The following is a 17,472-nucleotide window of genomic DNA, read 5'->3' as shown; positions in this document are numbered from 1 at the left end:
ATCAAAGCTGGGAAATTGAGGTTAGTCTAGGGACATATTCAACTCAGCTACAGAGGAAATATGTCGCTCACATCACATACGAAAAATTCTGCCACTCTGTCCGCGACAGAATCCACTCCGCGTTCCCTCTACGATGCCATTCTAGGCGGAACGAATTCGCTGAACTTCATTCGCCTTTCTATGGCGACGCTCGTCATTATTGCGCATTCCGCGCCGCTCGTTGGCTTTACTACTGGCTTTCTGGGTATCCCTGCGCCTCACGGTATCGACTCGCTGGGGCATTGGGCCGTAAATATGTTCTTCTGCATTTCCGGTTTCTTGATTGCTCACAGCGCTCAGCGAGGAACCATCACTGGCTATCTGAAGCGTCGTATTCTGCGCATTTTCCCCGGTTACTGGGTCTCTATCCTTTTTGTTGTTTTTCTGTGTGGGCCCATCGCCGTCGCAACCGGACACACTGCAGACCCTTTCTCCATTAAGGGTGCAGGCGGATACATCATCCGCAACTTTGATCTTTTCAACCTGCAATACCCCCCTTTTCGGTGGCCCCACTGGCATCCCTTTCACCCACGCATGGAATGGGTCAGCCTGGACCCTCAGCTTTGAATTCCTCGCTTACCTAGCACTTATCCCGATTTTCTACATTGGGTTTATTCGTAAGAACGCAAAATGGCTGGTTCCTGTCATCTATGCTGGGCTATTTTTCGGGCACCAGATTTTTGAGCTGATGGGTCGCGAGCCCAATCACTTTGTAGGGGCCATTCTCCGCCTGCACGCATACTTCTTCGCTGGTACCCTCCTGTACATGTGGGGTAAGCGTATTCGTTATAACGCTACTGTGGCTATTGTGGTCACGGTTCTAGGGTTTGCTCTGCAATGGTTTGCACCTGGTATTGCCCAGTACATGCACCTGCCTGTGGCTTACGGAATCCTGGCTCTCAGTGCTGCGATTAAGACTGACATGTGTCGACATAACGATATTTCTTACGGTGTGTACATTTACGCGTTCCCGGTCCAGATTCTTCTGGTGATTTTTGGTAGCGCGTCGCTGGGCTGGGTTCTGAACGCCATCCTTACTTTCGTTATTACTGTTGGCCTGGCGTGGCTGTCTTGGCTGTATGTTGAGAAACCTGCGTTGGCTTTGAAGGATCGCAAGCTTCTGCGCATTCGCCGTAATCGTCCCGCAGGCACCGTAGCGGCATCTTCATAAACCGGTAAAGTATCCCGCCTATTTCTGCGGCTTTCGGTGATCTTGATGAACTCATCAAGTAAACCGGGAGCCGCAGAAGTATTCCCAAGGAAGAATGCCAGGTTCACCATCTGGCGCGGTAAAATCATAAACGGACAGGTCACCAACCTTAAGGACAGCATATGAGCGAGAACCCTTCCATCTGGGGCGAGCTGGCAGGCCTGACCCTCACCAAGGGTCACGGCACCGGTAACGACTTCATCTTTCTGACGGACGAGAACGCAGAAATTGCCCTCACCCCCGAGCTGGTAGCCCGCGCTTGCGACCGACACTTCGGCATTGGCGCGGACGGCTTCATTCGTGCTGCCCGCAGTACCGCCTCCCGCGCGGGTCAGAAGCTGCTCGAGGAGCACCCGGACGCTGTCTGGTTTATGGACTATCGCAACGGTGACGGCTCTATCGCTGAAATGTGCGGCAACGGTGTGCGCGCGTTCGTGGAGTACCTGCGCACTGAGGGCCTGATTGAGCTTGAGGTGGGCGAGACCGTCAAGATCGGTACCCGTGCCGGCGTGAAGACTGTGGCGCGCACCGAAGAGGGTTACGCGATTGATATGGGTCCGTGGAGCTTCATCCACGGTGAGGCTGCCCGCGAGGGTGGCGAGGACTGCCTGGTGTCTGCCCGCGGCCTGAAGACTCCGCGTGCTGGTCTGTCCATTTCGATGGGTAACCCGCACACCGTGGTGATGCTCGGCTCCGATGGTAAGCTGGACGGTCTGGACCTGCACAGCCTGCCTCAAGTGAGCCCCGCCCCGGTCAATGGCACGAACGTTGAGTTTGTGGTGCCGGTCGACCTGGATGTTGAGAGCGGCGCGCATGTGGGTGCTATCCGTATGCGTGTGCACGAACGCGGCGTGGGCGAGACTCTGTCCTGCGGTACCGGCGCGTGTGCGGCTGCTGCTGCGACCCGTTTCTGGGGTGGTGAGGAAGCACCGGATGAGTGGCTGGTGCATGTGCCCGGCGGTACCCTCGCGGTGACTTTCGTGCTGGGCCCGGACGACCTGGAGCATGTTGTTCTGGCTGGCCCGGCGCAGATGGTTGCGACCGTCGTGTTGCGATAGTCGGTTCCAATAGCGAACAGTCCTAGACCAGAGATTTTATAGAGAAAAACGGCGGGTGTTTTCTGAATTTATTGTCAGAAAACACCCGCCGCTTTTATATTTTTAAGCCATGAACGCCAGAGGTTTTAGTCCTCGTAGCGGTGCACCTGCAGAATACGGAAGCCCTTCGAAGTCGCATAGCGCGACACCTCAAACTCGCCGGGGCGCAGCTCCTCAAGCTGCGCGTCCATCCACTTCTGCAAAGAATCGGAGCCCAGGTTCTTCTGAACCACCAGGTAGGCGTCACCACCGGATGCCAGGCGAGGCAGCCAGGTCAGCAGTATTTCGTGCAGAACCTCCTTGCCCACGCGAATCGGCGGGTTCGACCATATGGTGTCAAAACGCAGTTCGGGGTCAACCGATTCGGGGGTTCCCACGGTGATGTTGGATAGGCCGAGCGCGGCGGCGTTGCGTTCGGTCAGGCTAATGGAGCGGGAGTTCACATCCACCGCGTGCACCTGCGCCTGCGGCGCGAGCATCGCCAAAGTCAGGGTAATGGGACCCCAACCGCAGCCGATGTCGAGCATACGTTCGCCCTGCGGGTCGGGTGCTTCCTGCAGCAAAATAGCGGTGCCCTTATCAATACCGGAGGGACTGAAAATGCCGTTAGCTGTGATGACGGTGACCTTGCGGTCGGCAAGCTCCACCTGCACCGGGCGGGGCTTGAATTCGGTCTCGGGGGTTTCAGAGAAATAATGCTGCTCGCTCATGCTATCCAGTGTACCGGTAGGGCAAGAACCCGCCGCACACGGGCAGAGAATGCACGGGGCGGGTCAGCAGCTTACACGCCCTGAGCGCACAGGCGACCGAACCCCCTACCCGATGCGGGCAACGGCGGTAGAATTATAGTCGTATGAATTCTAAGAATACCCCCGTATCTGATACCGAAAAGCTGCCCAGCGATGAGCAGCTGCGCCGCACCGTAGACCGCGTTCTGGGCCGCTCCCAGGCCGCCGCCTCCGTCACTACGTATGACGCCGCCGGTACCGCGCATCACAGCGATAATTCTTCCAGCACCCACGGCAACAATAGCCGCCGTGTGCTGGATACTCGTGCGCGCGAAATTTCTGACGTTCAGCGCGAGCACTCCGAATATGACGGTGACCAGGAAGATCTCGCTGAGCGCCGCGCACTGCGCCGTATCGCGAACCTCTCCACCGAACTTGAAGACGTCACCGAGGTCGAGTACCGCCAGCTGCGCCTGGAGCGCGTGGTGCTGGCTGGCCTGTGGACTGAAGGCACCGTAGAGGACGCAGAGAACTCCCTGCGTGAGCTCGCGGCACTGGCTGAAACCGCAGGTTCCGAGGTTCTGGACGGCCTGGTTCAGCGCCGCCTCAAGCCGGACCCCGGCACCTTCCTCGGCTCCGGTAAGGCGCTGGAACTCAAGGACATTGTCGAGGCGACCGGCGCCGACACCGTCATTGTCGACTCCGAACTGGCTCCCTCGCAGCGTCGTGCCCTCGAAGATATCGTGAAGGTCAAGGTCATTGACCGCACCGCCCTGATTCTCGACATTTTCGCTCAGCACGCTAAGTCCCGCGAGGGTAAGGCGCAGGTTGAGCTGGCTCAGCTGGAGTACATGCTGCCGCGTCTGCGTGGTTGGGGTGCCTCCCTGTCCCGTCAGGCGGGTGGCCGCGCCGCAGCCGGTGAGGGTATCGGTTCGCGTGGTCCCGGTGAAACCAAGATTGAGATGGACCGCCGCCGCCTGCGCGCTCGCATGGCGAAGCTTAAGCGTGAGATCGCTGCGATGGCGCCGGCGCGTGAGACGAAGCGTCTGAACCGTCGCCGTAACCGCGTGCCTTCGGTGGCTATCGCCGGGTACACGAACGCGGGTAAGTCCTCCCTGCTGAACCGTCTGACCGATGCCGGCGTGCTCGTGGAGAACGCCCTGTTTGCGACCCTGGACCCGACCGTCCGTAAGGCTCAGACTCCGGACGGTATCGGCTACACCCTCTCTGACACGGTGGGTTTCGTGCGTTCGCTGCCGACCCAGCTGGTGGAGGCGTTCCGCTCCACCCTGGAAGAGGTCGCTGACGCTGACGTTATCCTGCACGTGGTGGATGCTTCGCACCCGGACCCGGAGGGGCAGATTCGTGCTGTCCGCGAGGTCATCGCGGAGGTTGACGCCCGCCATATCCCCGAGATCATTGTGCTGAATAAAGCGGATGCCGCCGACCCGTTCGTGCTGGAGCGTATGCGTCAGCGCGAGCCGGAGCACGTGATTGTTTCGGCGCGTACCGGTGAGGGTATTGAGGAGCTGAAGCAGAAGATTGCGGACACTATTCCGCGCCCCTCCATTGAGGTGAAGCTGCTGATTCCGTACTCGCACGGTGAGATTATTTCGCGCCTGCACGAGTGGGATGCCGAAATTAGGAGCACCGATTTCGTATCGGACGGTACCTTCGTGGTTGCTCTGGTCCGTGAGGATGTCGCCTCCGAACTGTCCGAGTATGTGCTGGAAGGCGACCTGCTGGAGGTTCTGGAGGAAGAACTTGCGGAGGCGCACGCCCTGGCTGAAGCGACCGCTTCTGTTTCCGAGCAGTCTTCTACCTCCGAGGCTATCTAAGGGCGGATGAGCGTGACCGAGAGCATCAACGCGCCCAAAAACGCCCCGGGAACCGTACCCGGATTGGCAACCGGTGGCACCCGATTTACCGGGCAGGAGCTTGAGACCCTGCCCGGTGCGAAGGATACCCTGACCCTGCTGGATGAAGCGGTTGCCGCCACTGGCGGTCAGAACCGTGCCGGTCAGCGCACCATGGCGGCGCATGTGGCGCAGGCTCTTGAACTGCAACGTCACCTGCTGGTCCAGGCGGGTACCGGTACCGGTAAGTCCCTGGGCTACTTGGTTCCTGCCCTGGCGCGGGTGGGGGAGTCAGACCAGCCGATTGTGGTAGCGACGGCGACCCTCGCACTGCAGGCGCAGATTGTAAACCGCGATATTCCGCGTCTTCTACAAGCGCTTGAACCGCGCCCGGAGTCGCAGGCGCAGGTGGCTCTGCTCAAAGGCCGGAATAACTACCTTTGCCTGCACAAGCTGGAGGGCGGCTACCCGGAAGACGAGCCGGATGCTCTCTTTGACATGCCTTCTTCGACTTCCCGCGTGGGTGAGGAAGTGGTGCGCCTGCGCGAGTGGGCTGACCGCACGGAGACCGGCGACCGTGACGAGCTGAAGCCCGGCGTCTCTGACCGCGCCTGGGCTCAGGTATCGGTCAGCGCCGCCGAGTGTTTGGGTCGCCGCTGTCCGCTGGTGGAAGAGTGCTTTAGCGAGATGGCGCGTGGCCGCGCCGCTGAGGCTGACATTGTCATTACGAACCATGCCCTGCTGGCGATTAACGCTTTTGAAGGCATGAAGGTTCTACCCGAACATGAGACGGTCATTATTGATGAGGCTCATGAGCTGGTGGACCGTGTGACCGGTGCCGTGTCTGGTTCTTTGACGGTTGCGATGGTTCGCCGTGCGGCACGTAGCGTGAAGAAGCATTCGAAGGCTGATTCCGGCGCACTGGAAATGGCTGCCGGCACCCTGGAGACTGCTTTCGAGGGTCTTGCTGAAGGCCTGTTGAAGGGCCTGGACGGTCGCCTTTTGACCGCTATTTCTGCGGTAAATGATGCCGCCCGCACCGCCCTGTCCGATACCAAACCGGACGGTCAGGACGTTGACGCTGGCCTGCAGATGGCGCGCTCGCGTGTCTCTGAGGTGCACGATATGAGTAGCCGCATTCTGGAGGCATCTGCTGAGCAGGATGTGCTGTGGATTTCTCGTCAGGGTGGTTGGGAGAACGGCCGCTACGTGGCTGCTTCCGATACCGACCCGGCGACCCTGAATATCGCTCCGTTGAGCGTTGGTCTGCAGTTGCGTGACGGACTGTTCGCTGACCGCACCGTGATTTTGACGAGTGCGACCCTAACGGTGGGTGACTCTTTTGATGTTGCAGCCGCTGCCCTGGGACTGCAGGGCGAGGGTGCGCCGCGCTGGACGAGTATCGATGTGGGTTCACCTTTCGACTACCGTAAGCAGGGCATCATGTACGTTGCCGGGGATTTGAAGCCTCCGGGATTTGGTGTGCATGAAGGTCAGCTGGAGCGTCTGCGTGAGCTGTGCGAGGCGTCGGAGGGCGGTGCCCTGGGCTTGTTCTCCTCGAAGCGTGCCGCCGAGCGTGCCACCGAGTACATGCGTGAGCATAGCGACCTGAACATTCTTCTGCAGGGTGAGTCTTCGCTCAAGGCTCTAGTGGAGGAGTTCAGCGAGGACGTTGACTCGTGCCTATTCGGCACGATGAGCCTATGGCAGGGCGTGGATGTTCCGGGTGACTCTTGCCGCCTGGTGGTGATGGACCGCATTCCGTTCCCGCGCCCGGATGACCCGATTGCGCAGGCGCGTACGGAGGCGGTGAACCGTCACCGCGGTAACGGCTTTATGGCGGTTTCTGCTCACCATGCGGCGATTCGTATGGCGCAGGGGGCGGGCCGCCTGATTCGTTCGGTGTCTGACCGCGGCGTGGTGGCTGTGCTGGATTCTCGTGTTGCGACTAAACGTTACGGCGGTTTCTTGATGAAGGCGATGCCGCCGATGTGGTCGACGCAGAATAAGGCAGCCGTGATGGGTGCGCTGGCTCGTCTTTCAGCAAGTATTGAGCGTTAGCTCGGGCGAGATCATTCCATGCCGCACCGCCGCTCCGCTTTGGGCTATAAATTTGGACATATAGGAATCATCCCGGTGATACGTGAACGTTCAAGTATCACCGGGATGATTTCTATAGAGAGCTAAAAGGCCTAACGGTTATGTCTGTTAGAAGTCGTGCTATTTAGACCCAGCTGCTTTTAGAGGCTGCGCTGGTGAGAGCCCGCGTCTTCTAGAGACTGCGCAGCACGGAGACGACCTTACCCATGACGGTTGCGCGGTCACCCATAATCGGCTCGTAGTTAGAGTTGCGCGGCATGAGCCAGGTGTGGCCGTCAACCTGACGGAACACCTTCACGGTTGCTTCATCGTCGAGCAGAGCGGCAACGATATCGCCGTTGTCTGCGGTGTGCTGCTCGCGGACAACCACCCAGTCGCCGTCGCAGATTGCGGCGTCAATCATGGAATCGCCCTTGACCTTGAGCATGAAGAGCTTGCCGTTACCTACCAGCTGGCGGGGCAGGGCAAGCACATCCTCCACGGACTGCTCGGCGGTGATAGGTCCGCCCGCTGCAATTCGTCCAACCAGGGGAACGGGTACGAGGTCTTCATCGCCGACTTCGAAATTCGGCAGCTCGGGCAGGGACGAGGAGGAACTACCGTGGATGCCGACGCCGTTCTCATCCAGCACCTCAATGGCGCGGGGGAGCTTCGGGTCGCGACGAATGTAGCCCATGGTCTCGAGACGACCGAGCTGGTGAGTGACCGAGGATAGGGATGCAAGACCCACCATGTCACCAATCTGGCGCATGGACGGCGGGTAACCCTTTTGTTCAATCTCGGTGCGGATCGCGTCAAGAATCTTCTGCTGGCGCGCGGTCAGCGCCGGACGGGGTGCTGTTGCCATTTCTTTTCCTTCGGTCTGTGCCCCGAATTCTGTACTCCGGTCTCTGTAGTCTGTTTGAGACACAGTCCGGTCGGGGCACGGATGGGTGCTTCACACGTTTTCCGATGGTGTCCTAAAGATTTTTTGGTTCTGCCGAAATGGGTCTTATCTCGTCAGGGGGTGGAGGAATTCTATCCGTGCCGGAGTGATACGCGGGCAACGAGTATGCGCCTCCGCCCTATAAAACTCACTCAGTAGCACCTGCATTTTGATACAGAACCAAGCTGTAACGGGTACAGAAACCTGCTGTGAGTAGGACTCATCAGGAGCGTGTGGAACGTCTCTTGACACCAGTGTAGAACACTACACCGAAAAACTCAAACAAATATTCTAGATTTTTTCTTCGAAGCTCGAAGAAATTTTTAGTACATATCTGCTATACTTTAGAATAAAATTTCGTATATACTCTTGAATCTCTCCTGAAACTCAGGATTTGCGGGTGAATGTTCGAAAAATATTCGAAGATTCGGTCCGGAGTCTTCCAGGAGGGGTGAGTGAATGGGTGTTCGAATGTATTCGAATCCTCTGTCTCTCTTCGCACTATCTACCCCGGATGCTCTAGGGGTCATCTGGCGAAGAGAGAGCGCAGGGGATGGGGGTGCTGGGGCGACCCAACGCAACCCGGTGTATCCGGCGCTCTGACCTAACTAGAGAATAGCTATCCAATAGTTATTGCTTAACAATCACCACTCCATAGTTATCACTCAACTAGGACCTCCGAGCGGGTATCGCTCGGCATTGCTAGACCCGCGGGGTAACCCCGGGGCGAGCTGAGAGAAAGGAACCACAATGACTCTTGCAGCACCTATTGCTTCTCGTGGCACTTCTGCACACCTTCCGGCAGGTTTGGTGGTACTTCACCCCGCCCGCACTGTGTCCGCCCGCACCGTGCAGGGGCGTTCTCGTGTGCCTGCATCTTCGCAGTCTGTTCGCTCTTCTTGTGCGGCTCATGCACCCCGCCCTGTGCCGGTGGCTCTGCCTACCCATGCTCCTACCGTTTCTGCCACCGTTGCTTCCACTCAGGCGCCGGTTCGCTCTGTAGCTTCTGGTGTGCAGGCTGTCTCTGATCCACAGGCGCCTCGACTGAAGAGCGTTCTTCAGGCTAAGGGCGGCGAGCTTCTGCGTGCGATTCCCTCTTCTATCCGTCGTCTTGGTACTGTGCGCGGTTTCCTGAAAGGGCTGCCTCTGCTGACTTTGGCGGTGCTGATTGTGCTCGGTGCTATTAGCTTCTTTGGCCCGGCGGCTTCTGCTTCCGTGGAGAACGCTTCGGCGACTCGAACCATCGTTGTGGTCAAGCACGGCGAGACCCTGTGGGATATTGCTCAGGCGGTGGATCCGCAAGGTGACACCCGTGATACTGTGGTTCGTATTATGGAGTTGAACTCGTTGACTAGCACCTCTGTTGATACCGGTCAGCATCTGGAAATTCCTCAGACTCAGCGCTAAGCATGGACCCGTGTGTGGTTGGCTTCTGCATGAGGTTGGTGTCTTGACTCCGAACTCTTCATCTCTCAAGCTAGAGCGCTTGAGCCAAATTCTTGAGCCTATGAAATAGGAGCGCACCGATGCCTGTTCCCGTTGAACCCACACCCGTCGAAACTGAATCTGTACAGAGTGCTCAGACCACTCGTCCTGTGGTTGCTGTTTTGGGGGAACCCGGAACTCGTGGCGCCCTGGTGAAGCTTCTTCAGAATGCGGGGGCTCAGGTTATCGTGACCGCTGTGCCCAATCAGTTGCGTGAGGCTGACGGAATGGTGGTTACCGGCGGTGCGAGCTCTCTCGAGGCGTACGAAGATCTGAAAGCTAAGGATGCTGAGCGCGTGATTGGTCGCCGTGTGGCTGGCGGTCGTCCGGTGTTGGTTGCCGGTGCAGCGTTGACTTGCCTCTTCGACTCCGTTACGGTGAAGCATCCGCAGATGGGGCAGATTCAGGTGCAGTGCATGGGGGAATGGCCCGGTGAGAGTGTGGAGCTTTCTACCCGCGACCTGGTGCCCGGTGTGTCTGCCCTGCGTTCATCCTCCGATAGCGCGCTGCTCAAGGATCTTGAGGGTGAGGCTCACTTCAAATCTGAGCACGCCGTTTTTGAGTGGGCTTTTGATCAGAGCATTGAATATATTGCCCCTCCCGCGGTGACTTGGACTGTCACCGAACCTGCCTATATCGCGGCAGTTGAGAACGGTCCGCTGACGGCGGTGCAATTCTGCCCGGTGGAATCTGGCGAGCTGGGTGCGGAGTTTATGCGCCGCTGGGTTGCATCCCTGGCGGTGACTGGTCGCCTGTCTTCTGAGGGCTCCGCTACTGCTGCGGGAGGTAACTAATGTCTGCACCCATTCTTGAACTTCTGCCCGCTGTTGATATTTCTGAAGGCTACGCGGTGCGCCCGGTGGGCGGCACCCTCTCCGGTGGTGAGCAGCGCCTTGACCCTGTTGAGGCGGCTCTGACCTGGGTGAAGGCTGGTGCTCGCTGGATTCACCTGGTTGATCTTGATTTAGCGTTTGGTCGTGGCACGAATACTGAGGTTCTGGCTGAGGTGGTTGCCGCTGTCCGTGCTGAGAATGCCCGGATGACCGGCTCCGCTCCGGTTCGTGTTCAGGTCAGCGGCGGTGTGCGTAATGCTGAGAGTCTGGAGCGCGCCCTGAGCTTGAGCCCGGACCGTGTAAACGTGACTAGTGCGGCTCTGGCGGATTCTTCCTGGCTTGAAGGTGTTCTGGCTCGTTATGCCAATTCTGATCTTCTGGCTCTTGGCCTCGATGCCCGTTACAACCCCGAGCGGGGCTGGGTGACGGTGGCTCGCGGTACCGACTGGTCGGGTCCTGATTTGGCGGAGGCGCTGGCGTGGCTGGAGAGCGCGGGCGTGCGCCGCTATATCGTCACGGATGTCAGTAAGGACGGTTCTCTGGCGGGCCCCGGTGCGGAGCTGCTGGATGAGGTATTGGCTCAGACTGCCTGTCGGGTGGTGGCGTCTGGTGGTGTGGCGTCGCTGGCTGATCTTGTGAAGCTGCGTTCTATTGTGCCTTCTGGTTTGGAGGGCGTGGTGCTTGGTAAGGCGCTGTATGTGGGTAACTTTAGTTTTGAGCAGGCTCTTGAGGCCGCTGGCTCCCGCTAAAGTTACCGCTCCGCTCAAATCCGAGTAGATTTCTTATCCGCATAGGTTTTATGTATGACGAAGCCCCGCCTTCCTCAGCACAAGGGAGGCGGGGCTTCGTGATGACATACACCAGATACGGCTTAGTAGACCAGCTGGTTTAGTGCACGTCCTGGCTTAGTGCACCAGTTTGGTTTAGTACACCGGGCCGGTGAGCTTTTCGCCGGGGCCCTTGCCGGGCTCGTCCGGGAAGGGAGACGCTTCGCGGAAGGCGAGCTGTAGGGTGCGCAGGCCGTCGCGCAAGGGTGCTGCGTGCTGGGAGCCGATTTCGGGTGCGGCGGCGGTGACGAGGCCTGCCAGTGCGGTGATAAGCTTGCGTGCTTCGTCGAGGTCCTTGAGATCGTCAGCGTTTTCCTCGGCTGCCAGGCCGCACTTGACGGCTGCGGCGCTCATCATGTGGATGGCTGCGGAGCTGATGACTTCGATGGCGGGTACGTCTGCAATGTCGCGAAGCTGTTCGTTGACGGCTTCGACCTGCTCTTCGGTGAGGTCGGTGTGTCCGTGTACGGGGGTTTCTTCTTCCGCTGTGAAGCGGAAACTCGTGTTTTCAGTGCTCATAGTCCTAGAATCTCATATTTCGTTTGTTTCGGTAAATGCGTCCTTAAGCGTGACCGTCGGGCGAGCCACCTGCGCGATTTCCCGCAATTTTTATGGTGTTTTACGTCTAAATCCTTGCGTCTGTCGGGGATTCTGCGGTATGGTTGTAGGCAGTTTGCAAGTGGAGCATGCCTCCCACCCGGTTGACCGCTGCAGGCGTTAGCTTGCGAGTTTTGAGGTGAACGGGTTTGTCCACCGCTTTCGGCGTACGCTGGTTTGTGCCTCCGCTTGTGTAACTGCGGGGGCTTTTTTAGTGCCCGCAACGGATAGTATTCACGGGGAAACCCACAGAGCACAGGAGCTAGTCATTAGCGAACCACGCATTAACGATCGTATCCGCGTTCCCGAGGTCCGTCTTGTCGGTCCCGGTGGCGAGCAGGTAGGCGTTGTCCCTCTGAAGGACGCTCTGCGTCTGGCTGAGGACGCTGAACTCGACCTAGTCGAGGTTGCCCCGAACGCGAAGCCGCCCGTGTGCAAGCTCATGGATTACGGTAAGTACAAGTACGAAGCCGCAATCAAGGCTCGTGAATCCCGCAAGAAGCAGGTTAATGCCGTTCTGAAGGAGATCCGTTTCCGCCTGAAGATTGATACCCACGACTACGAAACCAAGGTTGGACACGCTCGTCGTTTCCTTTCCGGTGGTGACAAGGTCAAGGCAATGATTCAGTTCCGTGGTCGTGAGCAGCAGCGCCCCGAGATGGGTGTGCGTCTGCTGGAGCGTCTGGCGGCTGAGCTGGCTGAGGTGAGTACTGTTGAGTCTCGCCCCCGTCAGGATGGCCGTAATATGGTGATGGTTCTGGCTCCGCTTCGCGGTAAGGCAGAGGCTCGCCGTGAGCAGGGCGCCGGCGGTCGCAAGGGTCGCGAGCGTATTGACACGACCAAGGCGAAGCCCGTAACTAATTCTCTGGCAGACGCTATGCCTGCCGAGTTGAAGGCACAGGCTTCCGCCGAGTAGGGAACCGGGTCGTCACTTTAGGATGGGCACGCGCCTCCACCGTTGGGTGGGTGTTGCGGGTTCACCCGGTGCCGGTTCCGAGGCGCCTCCTCAGGAGTGCCTCATCTTTGGTCCTTGGGGCTGATGCGTCTATCGCTCAACCCCACTAAGCTACCCCGCCATTGTGGTGGGGGATGAATGTAAGGAGAACGGCAGCTATGCCGAAGCAGAAGACCCACTCTGGTGCTAAGAAGCGCTTCAAGCTCACCGGTAGCGGCAAGGTTAAGCGCCAGCAGGCGAACCGTCGCCACTACCTGGAGCACAAGTCCTCTCGTCTGACCCGTCGTCTGGCTTCTGACCAGATCGTTACCGGCGGCCAGGCAAAGGTTGTCAAGAAGATGCTGGGTAAGTAAGCACCGCTTACTCTCTGCACCTGGCGTACCGATAGCGGTGCGCACTGATTAAAGACTCGCTCCTGTTCAGCGTGATATGTGAGCTGTTCAGGACATAAGACGAAGGAGACACACGTGGCACGTGTGAAGCGCGCGGTTAACGCGCACAAGAAGCGCCGTACTATTCTCGATCGTGCATCCGGCTACCGCGGTCAGCGTTCTCGCCTGTACCGTAAGGCTAAGGAGCAGGTCACTCACTCGCTGGTTTACAGCTACGACCACCGTCGTAAGAAGAAGGGTGACTTCCGTCGCCTGTGGATTCAGCGTATCAACGCTGCTTCCCGCGCACAGGGCCTGACCTACAACCGCTTCATCCAGGGCCTGAAGGCTGCTGGTGTTGAGGTTGACCGCCGTATGCTGGCTGAGCTGGCTGTTAACGAGCCCGCTGCCTTCAACGCACTGGTTGAGATTGCTAAGAACAACCTGCCCGAGGACACCTCGGCTCCCAAGGCTTAATGAGCCTAGGTTGTGTTCTTACCTCGAAGATCTAGGTTCGGGGTAAGATGCGTAAGCGTCGTGAGCGGCCGTCTGCACTTTTGAGTGTGGGCGGCCGCTTTCTGCGTATCTGGGGGTTGCTTGCGTGACTGTTCTGCGTTTTTTGGGTGTGCCTTTGGCTGTGTACCCTTTAAGAGTGAACTTTTTTGAACGTATTAGTACCCCCGTTGTGATGTCCAATCCGCAGGCAGATCGTGTGCGTGATATTGCCAAGCTGCGTACCCGCGCTGCCCGCACGAAGAAGGGCCAGTTCCTGGTGGAAGGCCCGCAGGCTGTGCGTGAGGCGTTGAAGGCGCATCTGAAGAAGCCGATTCTGGATGCTGTCTATGTCACGGAGGCGGCTTTCGACCGTCACGAGGATATCGCTGAGTTGCTGGAGCAGGTGTACGGCACCCCCACCCCGGAGGAGGGCCGCCGCGTCTTTATGCGTGTGGTGACCGATGAGGTGCTGGAGGCGATGGCTGATTCGGTGAACCCGCAGGGCATTATTGCGGTTTCCTTTATGGTTGATGCGTCGTTCGCGCTGCTGTGGGGTGAGGGCGCGTTGAACCCGAAGCTGATTGCTGTGCTGTCTCGTGTGCAGGATCCGGGTAATGCGGGCACTATTCTTCGTGTGGCTGATGCGGCTGGTGCTGACCTGGTGATTACGACTAAGGGTTCGGTGGATTTATATAACCCGAAGACGGTGCGTTCTACTGCTGGTTCTCTGTTCCACGTGCCAGTTATTCAGGGTGTGCAGCTGGAGGACTTCGCGGAGGATGTGAAGTCTCAGGGTACTGTAGTGCTGGCTGCTGACGGCTACGGTGCGGTGAATCTGCAGGAGCTGAGTGAGTACACGGCGGCTTGTCGTGCCGGTGTGGAGGCGAGTTCCCCTTCCGGTGTGAAGGGTAATTTTGATCTTTCTAAGCCGACCATGTGGCTTTTTGGTAATGAGGCTCAGGGCCTGAATGTTGAGGAGAAGGCTGCCGCCACGATGCGCGTGGCGGTGCCTGTCTATGGTTCGGCTGAGTCTTTGAATGTGGGTACGGCTGCTGCTGTGTGTCTGTATGCTTCGGCGATGGCTCAGCGTGGTGTTTCTCGCTAGGGTTTATCTCGCTATATTTTTACGAGGTTTCGGGGCGGTTCGTAGCTGTGAAACAGTGGCGGGCCGCCTCGACCGTATAGGTTTGAGAATGCAGGATTAGGGCTGTAGAAAGGGAAATTATGTCTGCTCCTTCTGGTCATTCGGGTTCGGGCGCGATTGTTGCTGCGCTGGGTGCGAACCTGGGTATTGCGGCGCTGAAGTTTTTGGCTTTTGCGCTGACTCGTTCCTCGTCGATGCTGGCGGAGGGTATCCATTCGGTGGCTGATTCCGGTAATCAGGTGTTGCTTCTGGTGGGCGGTCGTGCTTCGCAGAAGCAAGCTGATGAGGAGCACCCGTTTGGTTATGGCCGTAATCGCTATATTTACGCGTTTATTGTGTCGATTATTATCTTTGCCCTGGGTGGCTTATTTGCTCTGTATGAGGGTTATGAGAAGCTACATGACCCGCACGGTATTACTGAGTGGCAGTGGGTTCCGGTGGCTGTTCTGGTGGGTTCGATTCTGCTGGAGGGTAATTCGTTCCGCGTGGCGGTGAAGGAGTCGCGTGAGCTGAAGGGCAAGCAGAGCTGGATGCGTTTCTTGCGTACTTCGAAGAACCCGGAGCTTCCGGTTCTTCTGCTGGAGGATGCGGGTGCGTTGCTGGGTCTGATGTTTGCGCTCTTCGGTGTGGGTATGACCTTGCTGACCGGTAACGGTCTGTGGGATGCGTTCGGTACGCTGGCTATCGGTGTGCTGCTAGTCTTTATCGCTGTGTTCCTTGCCGTGGAGATGAAGTCGCTGATTTTGGGTGAGGCTGCTTCTGCTGAGGATTTGGCGAAGATCCGTGCAGCAATTGAGGATGGCGATAGCGAGCGCATTATCCATATTAAGACCGTGCACCTGGGTCCTGAGGAGATTCTGGTGGCGGCTAAGATCCGTATTCATGATGCTGATACTGGCCGCGCTGTGGCTGATGAGATTGATGCGGCTGAGGTTCGTATTCGCGAGGCTGTCCCTGCTGCCCGCATAATCTACCTGGAGCCGGATATTTTGCGGGCCGACGCCTAGATACTGGTTCCTTGGGGCGGCACCTGTGCTGGCGCCTCTTGTGGGCGTATCATACCGCGCAGACACAGCAGGTGAGGCATATCCACTTAAACACACAAACGTATAGGAGAGACGATTCATGACTGTCGAAATGGTGACTGACGGCTTGCTGAAGATTTTCTTCGGTCTGGTCATCATCCTGGTGTATCTACGCCTGACCCACCGTTCTCAGGCGGGGCACCAGACCCCGATTGATACCATCGGTAACTTTGTGATTGGTGGTCTGATTGGTGGTGTACTGTATAGCGAGCAGATTAGTCTGTTCTACTTCATCGTTTACCTGGTCTTTACGTTGTGTATGATTCAGCTGCTGAATGTGGCGACTTCGAAGATTCATTTTTTGCATATGGCGGTGCGTGAGCAGCGCGTGCCGGTCATTACTGATGGCGATATCGATATTAAGAGCTTCCAACAGTCCGACGTGGTACTTGACCCGATGCGTCTGGTAGCAGATCTGCGTGCGCAAGGTATTTACGACCTGGAAGAAATTGAGTTCGCTCAGATTGAGCTGAATGGCGCGCTGAGCGTGATTCGTAAGGGTGACGGTGTTCCAAACTTTACCCTGGTGGTGAAGGGAACCCTGGTGACTCGCGATATTGCGGATGCTCACAAGACTGAGGATTGGGTGCGTTTGCAGCTACGTGCAGCTAAGGTTGAGCTTGAGGATATCTTCCTTATGGAGTTTAAGAACGGCAACCGCTTGCTGATTCTGCTGAACGACGGCACTAATATTCGCCGTGAGGTGGTAGAAACCTCGAATATGAATGACGAGGAAGAAGAGTGGAAGACAGGCATCGAGAAAACTGATAAACAGCAGGACGGCAATTCTGAGGACATGGATAAGGCTACTGACGCTCAGGTGGCCCCTAAGGAGAAGAAGGAGCAGTAGTGTCTACCTCTAACCAGGTGCCCGAACACTTTGAAGTGCAGGTGGTAGGTGCAGCAGTTTTGGATTCTTTCAAGAATCCCACCCGCCTGCTGATTGCCCAACGCTCGGCGCCACCCATCCTGGCGGGCCTCTGGGAATTTCCCGGTGGGAAGGTCGAGGCGGCAGAGAGCTGCGAGCAGGCTCTGGCGCGTGAGCTGAGTGAGGAACTGGGCGTACGGATTCTTGTGGGTGCTGAGGTGCCCGGACCGCACGTTCAAGGTTGGCCACTAAACGAGCGCCTGGCGATGCGTGTGTTCTTTGCTGAGATTTTTTCTGGTACTCCGGATACTTTGGAAGATCACAGTGCTCTGCGGTGGATGCCGCTACCGAACTCTAGGGATGACACGCAGGCGTATGATGATTTGCTGGGTTTGCCGTGGATTCCGGCGGATTTGCCGATTGTTGTGGCTCTTCTTCAGCAATTGCAGGATGCAGGTGTTGGCGAGGCATAATCCTAATGCCGTAGTGCTAAGACTCTGTGTTAGTTTGGTGCAAGGCTAATTCCCGTTGTGTAACAAGTTCGCGGCGGTAACAGGATAAATTTTCTCTATCTTTTTTTGACACTGTTTGAAGGTGGGATTCCCTGTGGGGAGTCCCGCCTTTATTCATGTTTTAAGGGTGATTTATGCGCCATGTGATCCTGACTTGCGTGTTTATTAGGGTGTTTATTCAAAGTGCGTAAAGTTATGGCGACAGGTCGTGTCTAAGAACCGGCACCGTAAAGATATAGGCGATTTTAGGCATGTGTAGCCCCATCATCCGGGATGCAATCTAGCACCAATCACCGTATGTTTATTAGGTAAGAGAAAACTAACTAATTGGTGATACTGAGATGA

The 17,472-nt window shown here is 57.5% G+C and carries 16 protein-coding genes and 1 pseudogene; 14 read left to right on the top strand and 3 right to left on the bottom strand.

What is annotated here, in order from left to right; translation table 11 throughout:
- The first annotated feature begins 60 nt into the window (after nucleotides 1–60).
- A pseudogene (locus tag O3648_RS02425) lies at nucleotides 61–1,210 on the top strand (acyltransferase family protein).
- A gap of 161 nt (nucleotides 1,211–1,371) precedes the next feature.
- The gene (dapF, locus tag O3648_RS02420) at nucleotides 1,372–2,307 is read left to right on the top strand and encodes a diaminopimelate epimerase (RefSeq protein ID WP_371568206.1); all 936 of its coding nucleotides are present in this window, start codon (nucleotides 1,372–1,374) and stop codon (nucleotides 2,305–2,307) included.
- Nucleotides 2,308–2,432: 125 nt separating this feature from the next.
- Here the strand turns inward: dapF and O3648_RS02415 are convergent, their stop codons facing one another.
- Nucleotides 2,433–3,056, bottom strand: coding sequence for a class I SAM-dependent methyltransferase (locus O3648_RS02415; protein WP_371568204.1), 624 nt, complete (start codon nucleotides 3,054–3,056; stop codon nucleotides 2,433–2,435).
- 143 nt (nucleotides 3,057–3,199) lie between these two features.
- On the opposite strand from O3648_RS02415, the gene hflX reads away from it, so the two are divergent.
- Nucleotides 3,200–4,912: a GTPase HflX gene (hflX, locus tag O3648_RS02410; RefSeq protein ID WP_371568201.1), complete on the top strand. Its 1,713-nt coding sequence runs from the start codon at nucleotides 3,200–3,202 to the stop codon at nucleotides 4,910–4,912.
- Nucleotides 4,913–4,918: 6 nt separating this feature from the next.
- The gene (locus tag O3648_RS02405) at nucleotides 4,919–6,991 is read left to right on the top strand and encodes an ATP-dependent DNA helicase (RefSeq protein ID WP_371568199.1); all 2,073 of its coding nucleotides are present in this window, start codon (nucleotides 4,919–4,921) and stop codon (nucleotides 6,989–6,991) included.
- A 211-nt stretch (nucleotides 6,992–7,202) separates the two neighbouring features.
- Here the strand turns inward: O3648_RS02405 and lexA are convergent, their stop codons facing one another.
- Nucleotides 7,203–7,877 carry a transcriptional repressor LexA gene (gene lexA, locus O3648_RS02400; RefSeq protein WP_070614766.1) on the bottom strand — a complete coding sequence of 225 codons (675 nt, stop codon included), beginning with the start codon at nucleotides 7,875–7,877 and terminating at the stop codon, nucleotides 7,203–7,205.
- An 828-nt stretch (nucleotides 7,878–8,705) separates the two neighbouring features.
- Here lexA and O3648_RS02395 point away from each other — a divergent pair.
- The 3 genes from O3648_RS02395 (at nucleotide 8,706) to O3648_RS02385 (ending at nucleotide 11,022) form a co-directional block, all read left to right on the top strand.
- Entirely contained in the window at nucleotides 8,706–9,362 is a 657-nt protein-coding gene (locus tag O3648_RS02395; RefSeq protein ID WP_371568196.1) for a LysM peptidoglycan-binding domain-containing protein, read from the top strand.
- A 119-nt stretch (nucleotides 9,363–9,481) separates the two neighbouring features.
- Nucleotides 9,482–10,234, top strand: a complete 753-nt coding sequence (locus O3648_RS02390; RefSeq protein ID WP_371568193.1) for an imidazole glycerol phosphate synthase — start codon at nucleotides 9,482–9,484, stop codon at nucleotides 10,232–10,234.
- A complete protein-coding gene (locus O3648_RS02385) occupies nucleotides 10,234–11,022 on the top strand; it encodes a HisA/HisF-related TIM barrel protein (protein WP_371568190.1) in 789 nt (262 codons plus the stop codon). The genes O3648_RS02390 and O3648_RS02385 overlap by 1 nt, the downstream gene beginning before the upstream one ends.
- A 174-nt stretch (nucleotides 11,023–11,196) precedes the next feature.
- Here O3648_RS02385 and O3648_RS02380 read toward each other — a convergent pair whose 3' ends face one another.
- Entirely contained in the window at nucleotides 11,197–11,619 is a 423-nt protein-coding gene (locus tag O3648_RS02380; protein WP_371568188.1) for a DUF1844 domain-containing protein, read from the bottom strand.
- 292 nt (nucleotides 11,620–11,911) lie between these two features.
- Between O3648_RS02380 and infC the strand changes: the two genes are divergently transcribed.
- From infC to O3648_RS02345, 7 genes are all read left to right on the top strand, one after another.
- The gene (gene infC, locus O3648_RS02375) at nucleotides 11,912–12,613 is read left to right on the top strand and encodes a translation initiation factor IF-3 (protein ID WP_083294482.1); all 702 of its coding nucleotides are present in this window, start codon (nucleotides 11,912–11,914) and stop codon (nucleotides 12,611–12,613) included.
- Between the two features lie 197 nt (nucleotides 12,614–12,810).
- Nucleotides 12,811–13,005: a 50S ribosomal protein L35 gene (gene rpmI, locus O3648_RS02370; protein ID WP_004006287.1), complete on the top strand. Its 195-nt coding sequence runs from the start codon at nucleotides 12,811–12,813 to the stop codon at nucleotides 13,003–13,005.
- A gap of 114 nt (nucleotides 13,006–13,119) precedes the next feature.
- Nucleotides 13,120–13,500 carry a 50S ribosomal protein L20 gene (rplT, locus tag O3648_RS02365; protein WP_005507127.1) on the top strand — a complete coding sequence of 127 codons (381 nt, stop codon included), beginning with the start codon at nucleotides 13,120–13,122 and terminating at the stop codon, nucleotides 13,498–13,500.
- A 211-nt stretch (nucleotides 13,501–13,711) separates the two neighbouring features.
- Entirely contained in the window at nucleotides 13,712–14,623 is a 912-nt protein-coding gene (locus O3648_RS02360) for a TrmH family RNA methyltransferase (RefSeq protein WP_371568324.1), read from the top strand.
- Nucleotides 14,624–14,742: 119 nt separating this feature from the next.
- Nucleotides 14,743–15,669: a cation diffusion facilitator family transporter gene (locus O3648_RS02355; RefSeq protein ID WP_371568186.1), complete on the top strand. Its 927-nt coding sequence runs from the start codon at nucleotides 14,743–14,745 to the stop codon at nucleotides 15,667–15,669.
- A gap of 118 nt (nucleotides 15,670–15,787) precedes the next feature.
- On the top strand, nucleotides 15,788–16,597 hold the full coding sequence (locus O3648_RS02350; protein WP_371568184.1) for a DUF421 domain-containing protein: 810 nt from the start codon (nucleotides 15,788–15,790) through the stop codon (nucleotides 16,595–16,597).
- The gene (locus O3648_RS02345) at nucleotides 16,597–17,088 is read left to right on the top strand and encodes a (deoxy)nucleoside triphosphate pyrophosphohydrolase (protein ID WP_371568181.1); all 492 of its coding nucleotides are present in this window, start codon (nucleotides 16,597–16,599) and stop codon (nucleotides 17,086–17,088) included. The genes O3648_RS02350 and O3648_RS02345 overlap by 1 nt, the downstream gene beginning before the upstream one ends.
- Nucleotides 17,089–17,472: the final 384 nt, after the last annotated feature.

This window comes from Rothia sp. 27098_8_161 (genome assembly GCF_041432905.1).
Taxonomy (GTDB): domain Bacteria; phylum Actinomycetota; class Actinomycetes; order Actinomycetales; family Micrococcaceae; genus Rothia.
Note: the sequence above shows the minus strand (reverse complement) of the source record. Positions and strands in the feature narration are given on the sequence as shown.

Bases quoted from the DNA above. Each gene is read 5' to 3' on its own strand.
- lexA (WP_070614766.1), bottom strand. From the start codon at position 7,877: ATGGCAACAGCACCCCGTCCGGCGCTGACCGCGCGCCAGCAGAAGATT.
- O3648_RS02405 (WP_371568199.1), top strand. From the start codon at position 4,919: ATGAGCGTGACCGAGAGCATCAACGCGCCCAAAAACGCCCCGGGAACC.
- O3648_RS02385 (WP_371568190.1), top strand. From the start codon at position 10,234: ATGTCTGCACCCATTCTTGAACTTCTGCCCGCTGTTGATATTTCTGAA.
- O3648_RS02355 (WP_371568186.1), top strand. From the start codon at position 14,743: ATGTCTGCTCCTTCTGGTCATTCGGGTTCGGGCGCGATTGTTGCTGCG.
- rpmI (WP_004006287.1), top strand. From the start codon at position 12,811: ATGCCGAAGCAGAAGACCCACTCTGGTGCTAAGAAGCGCTTCAAGCTC.
- O3648_RS02350 (WP_371568184.1), top strand. From the start codon at position 15,788: ATGACTGTCGAAATGGTGACTGACGGCTTGCTGAAGATTTTCTTCGGT.
- O3648_RS02380 (WP_371568188.1), bottom strand. From the start codon at position 11,619: ATGAGCACTGAAAACACGAGTTTCCGCTTCACAGCGGAAGAAGAAACC.
- hflX (WP_371568201.1), top strand. From the start codon at position 3,200: ATGAATTCTAAGAATACCCCCGTATCTGATACCGAAAAGCTGCCCAGC.
- O3648_RS02360 (WP_371568324.1), top strand. From the start codon at position 13,712: ATGTCCAATCCGCAGGCAGATCGTGTGCGTGATATTGCCAAGCTGCGT.
- dapF (WP_371568206.1), top strand. From the start codon at position 1,372: ATGAGCGAGAACCCTTCCATCTGGGGCGAGCTGGCAGGCCTGACCCTC.
- O3648_RS02395 (WP_371568196.1), top strand. From the start codon at position 8,706: ATGACTCTTGCAGCACCTATTGCTTCTCGTGGCACTTCTGCACACCTT.
- O3648_RS02390 (WP_371568193.1), top strand. From the start codon at position 9,482: ATGCCTGTTCCCGTTGAACCCACACCCGTCGAAACTGAATCTGTACAG.
- O3648_RS02415 (WP_371568204.1), bottom strand. From the start codon at position 3,056: ATGAGCGAGCAGCATTATTTCTCTGAAACCCCCGAGACCGAATTCAAG.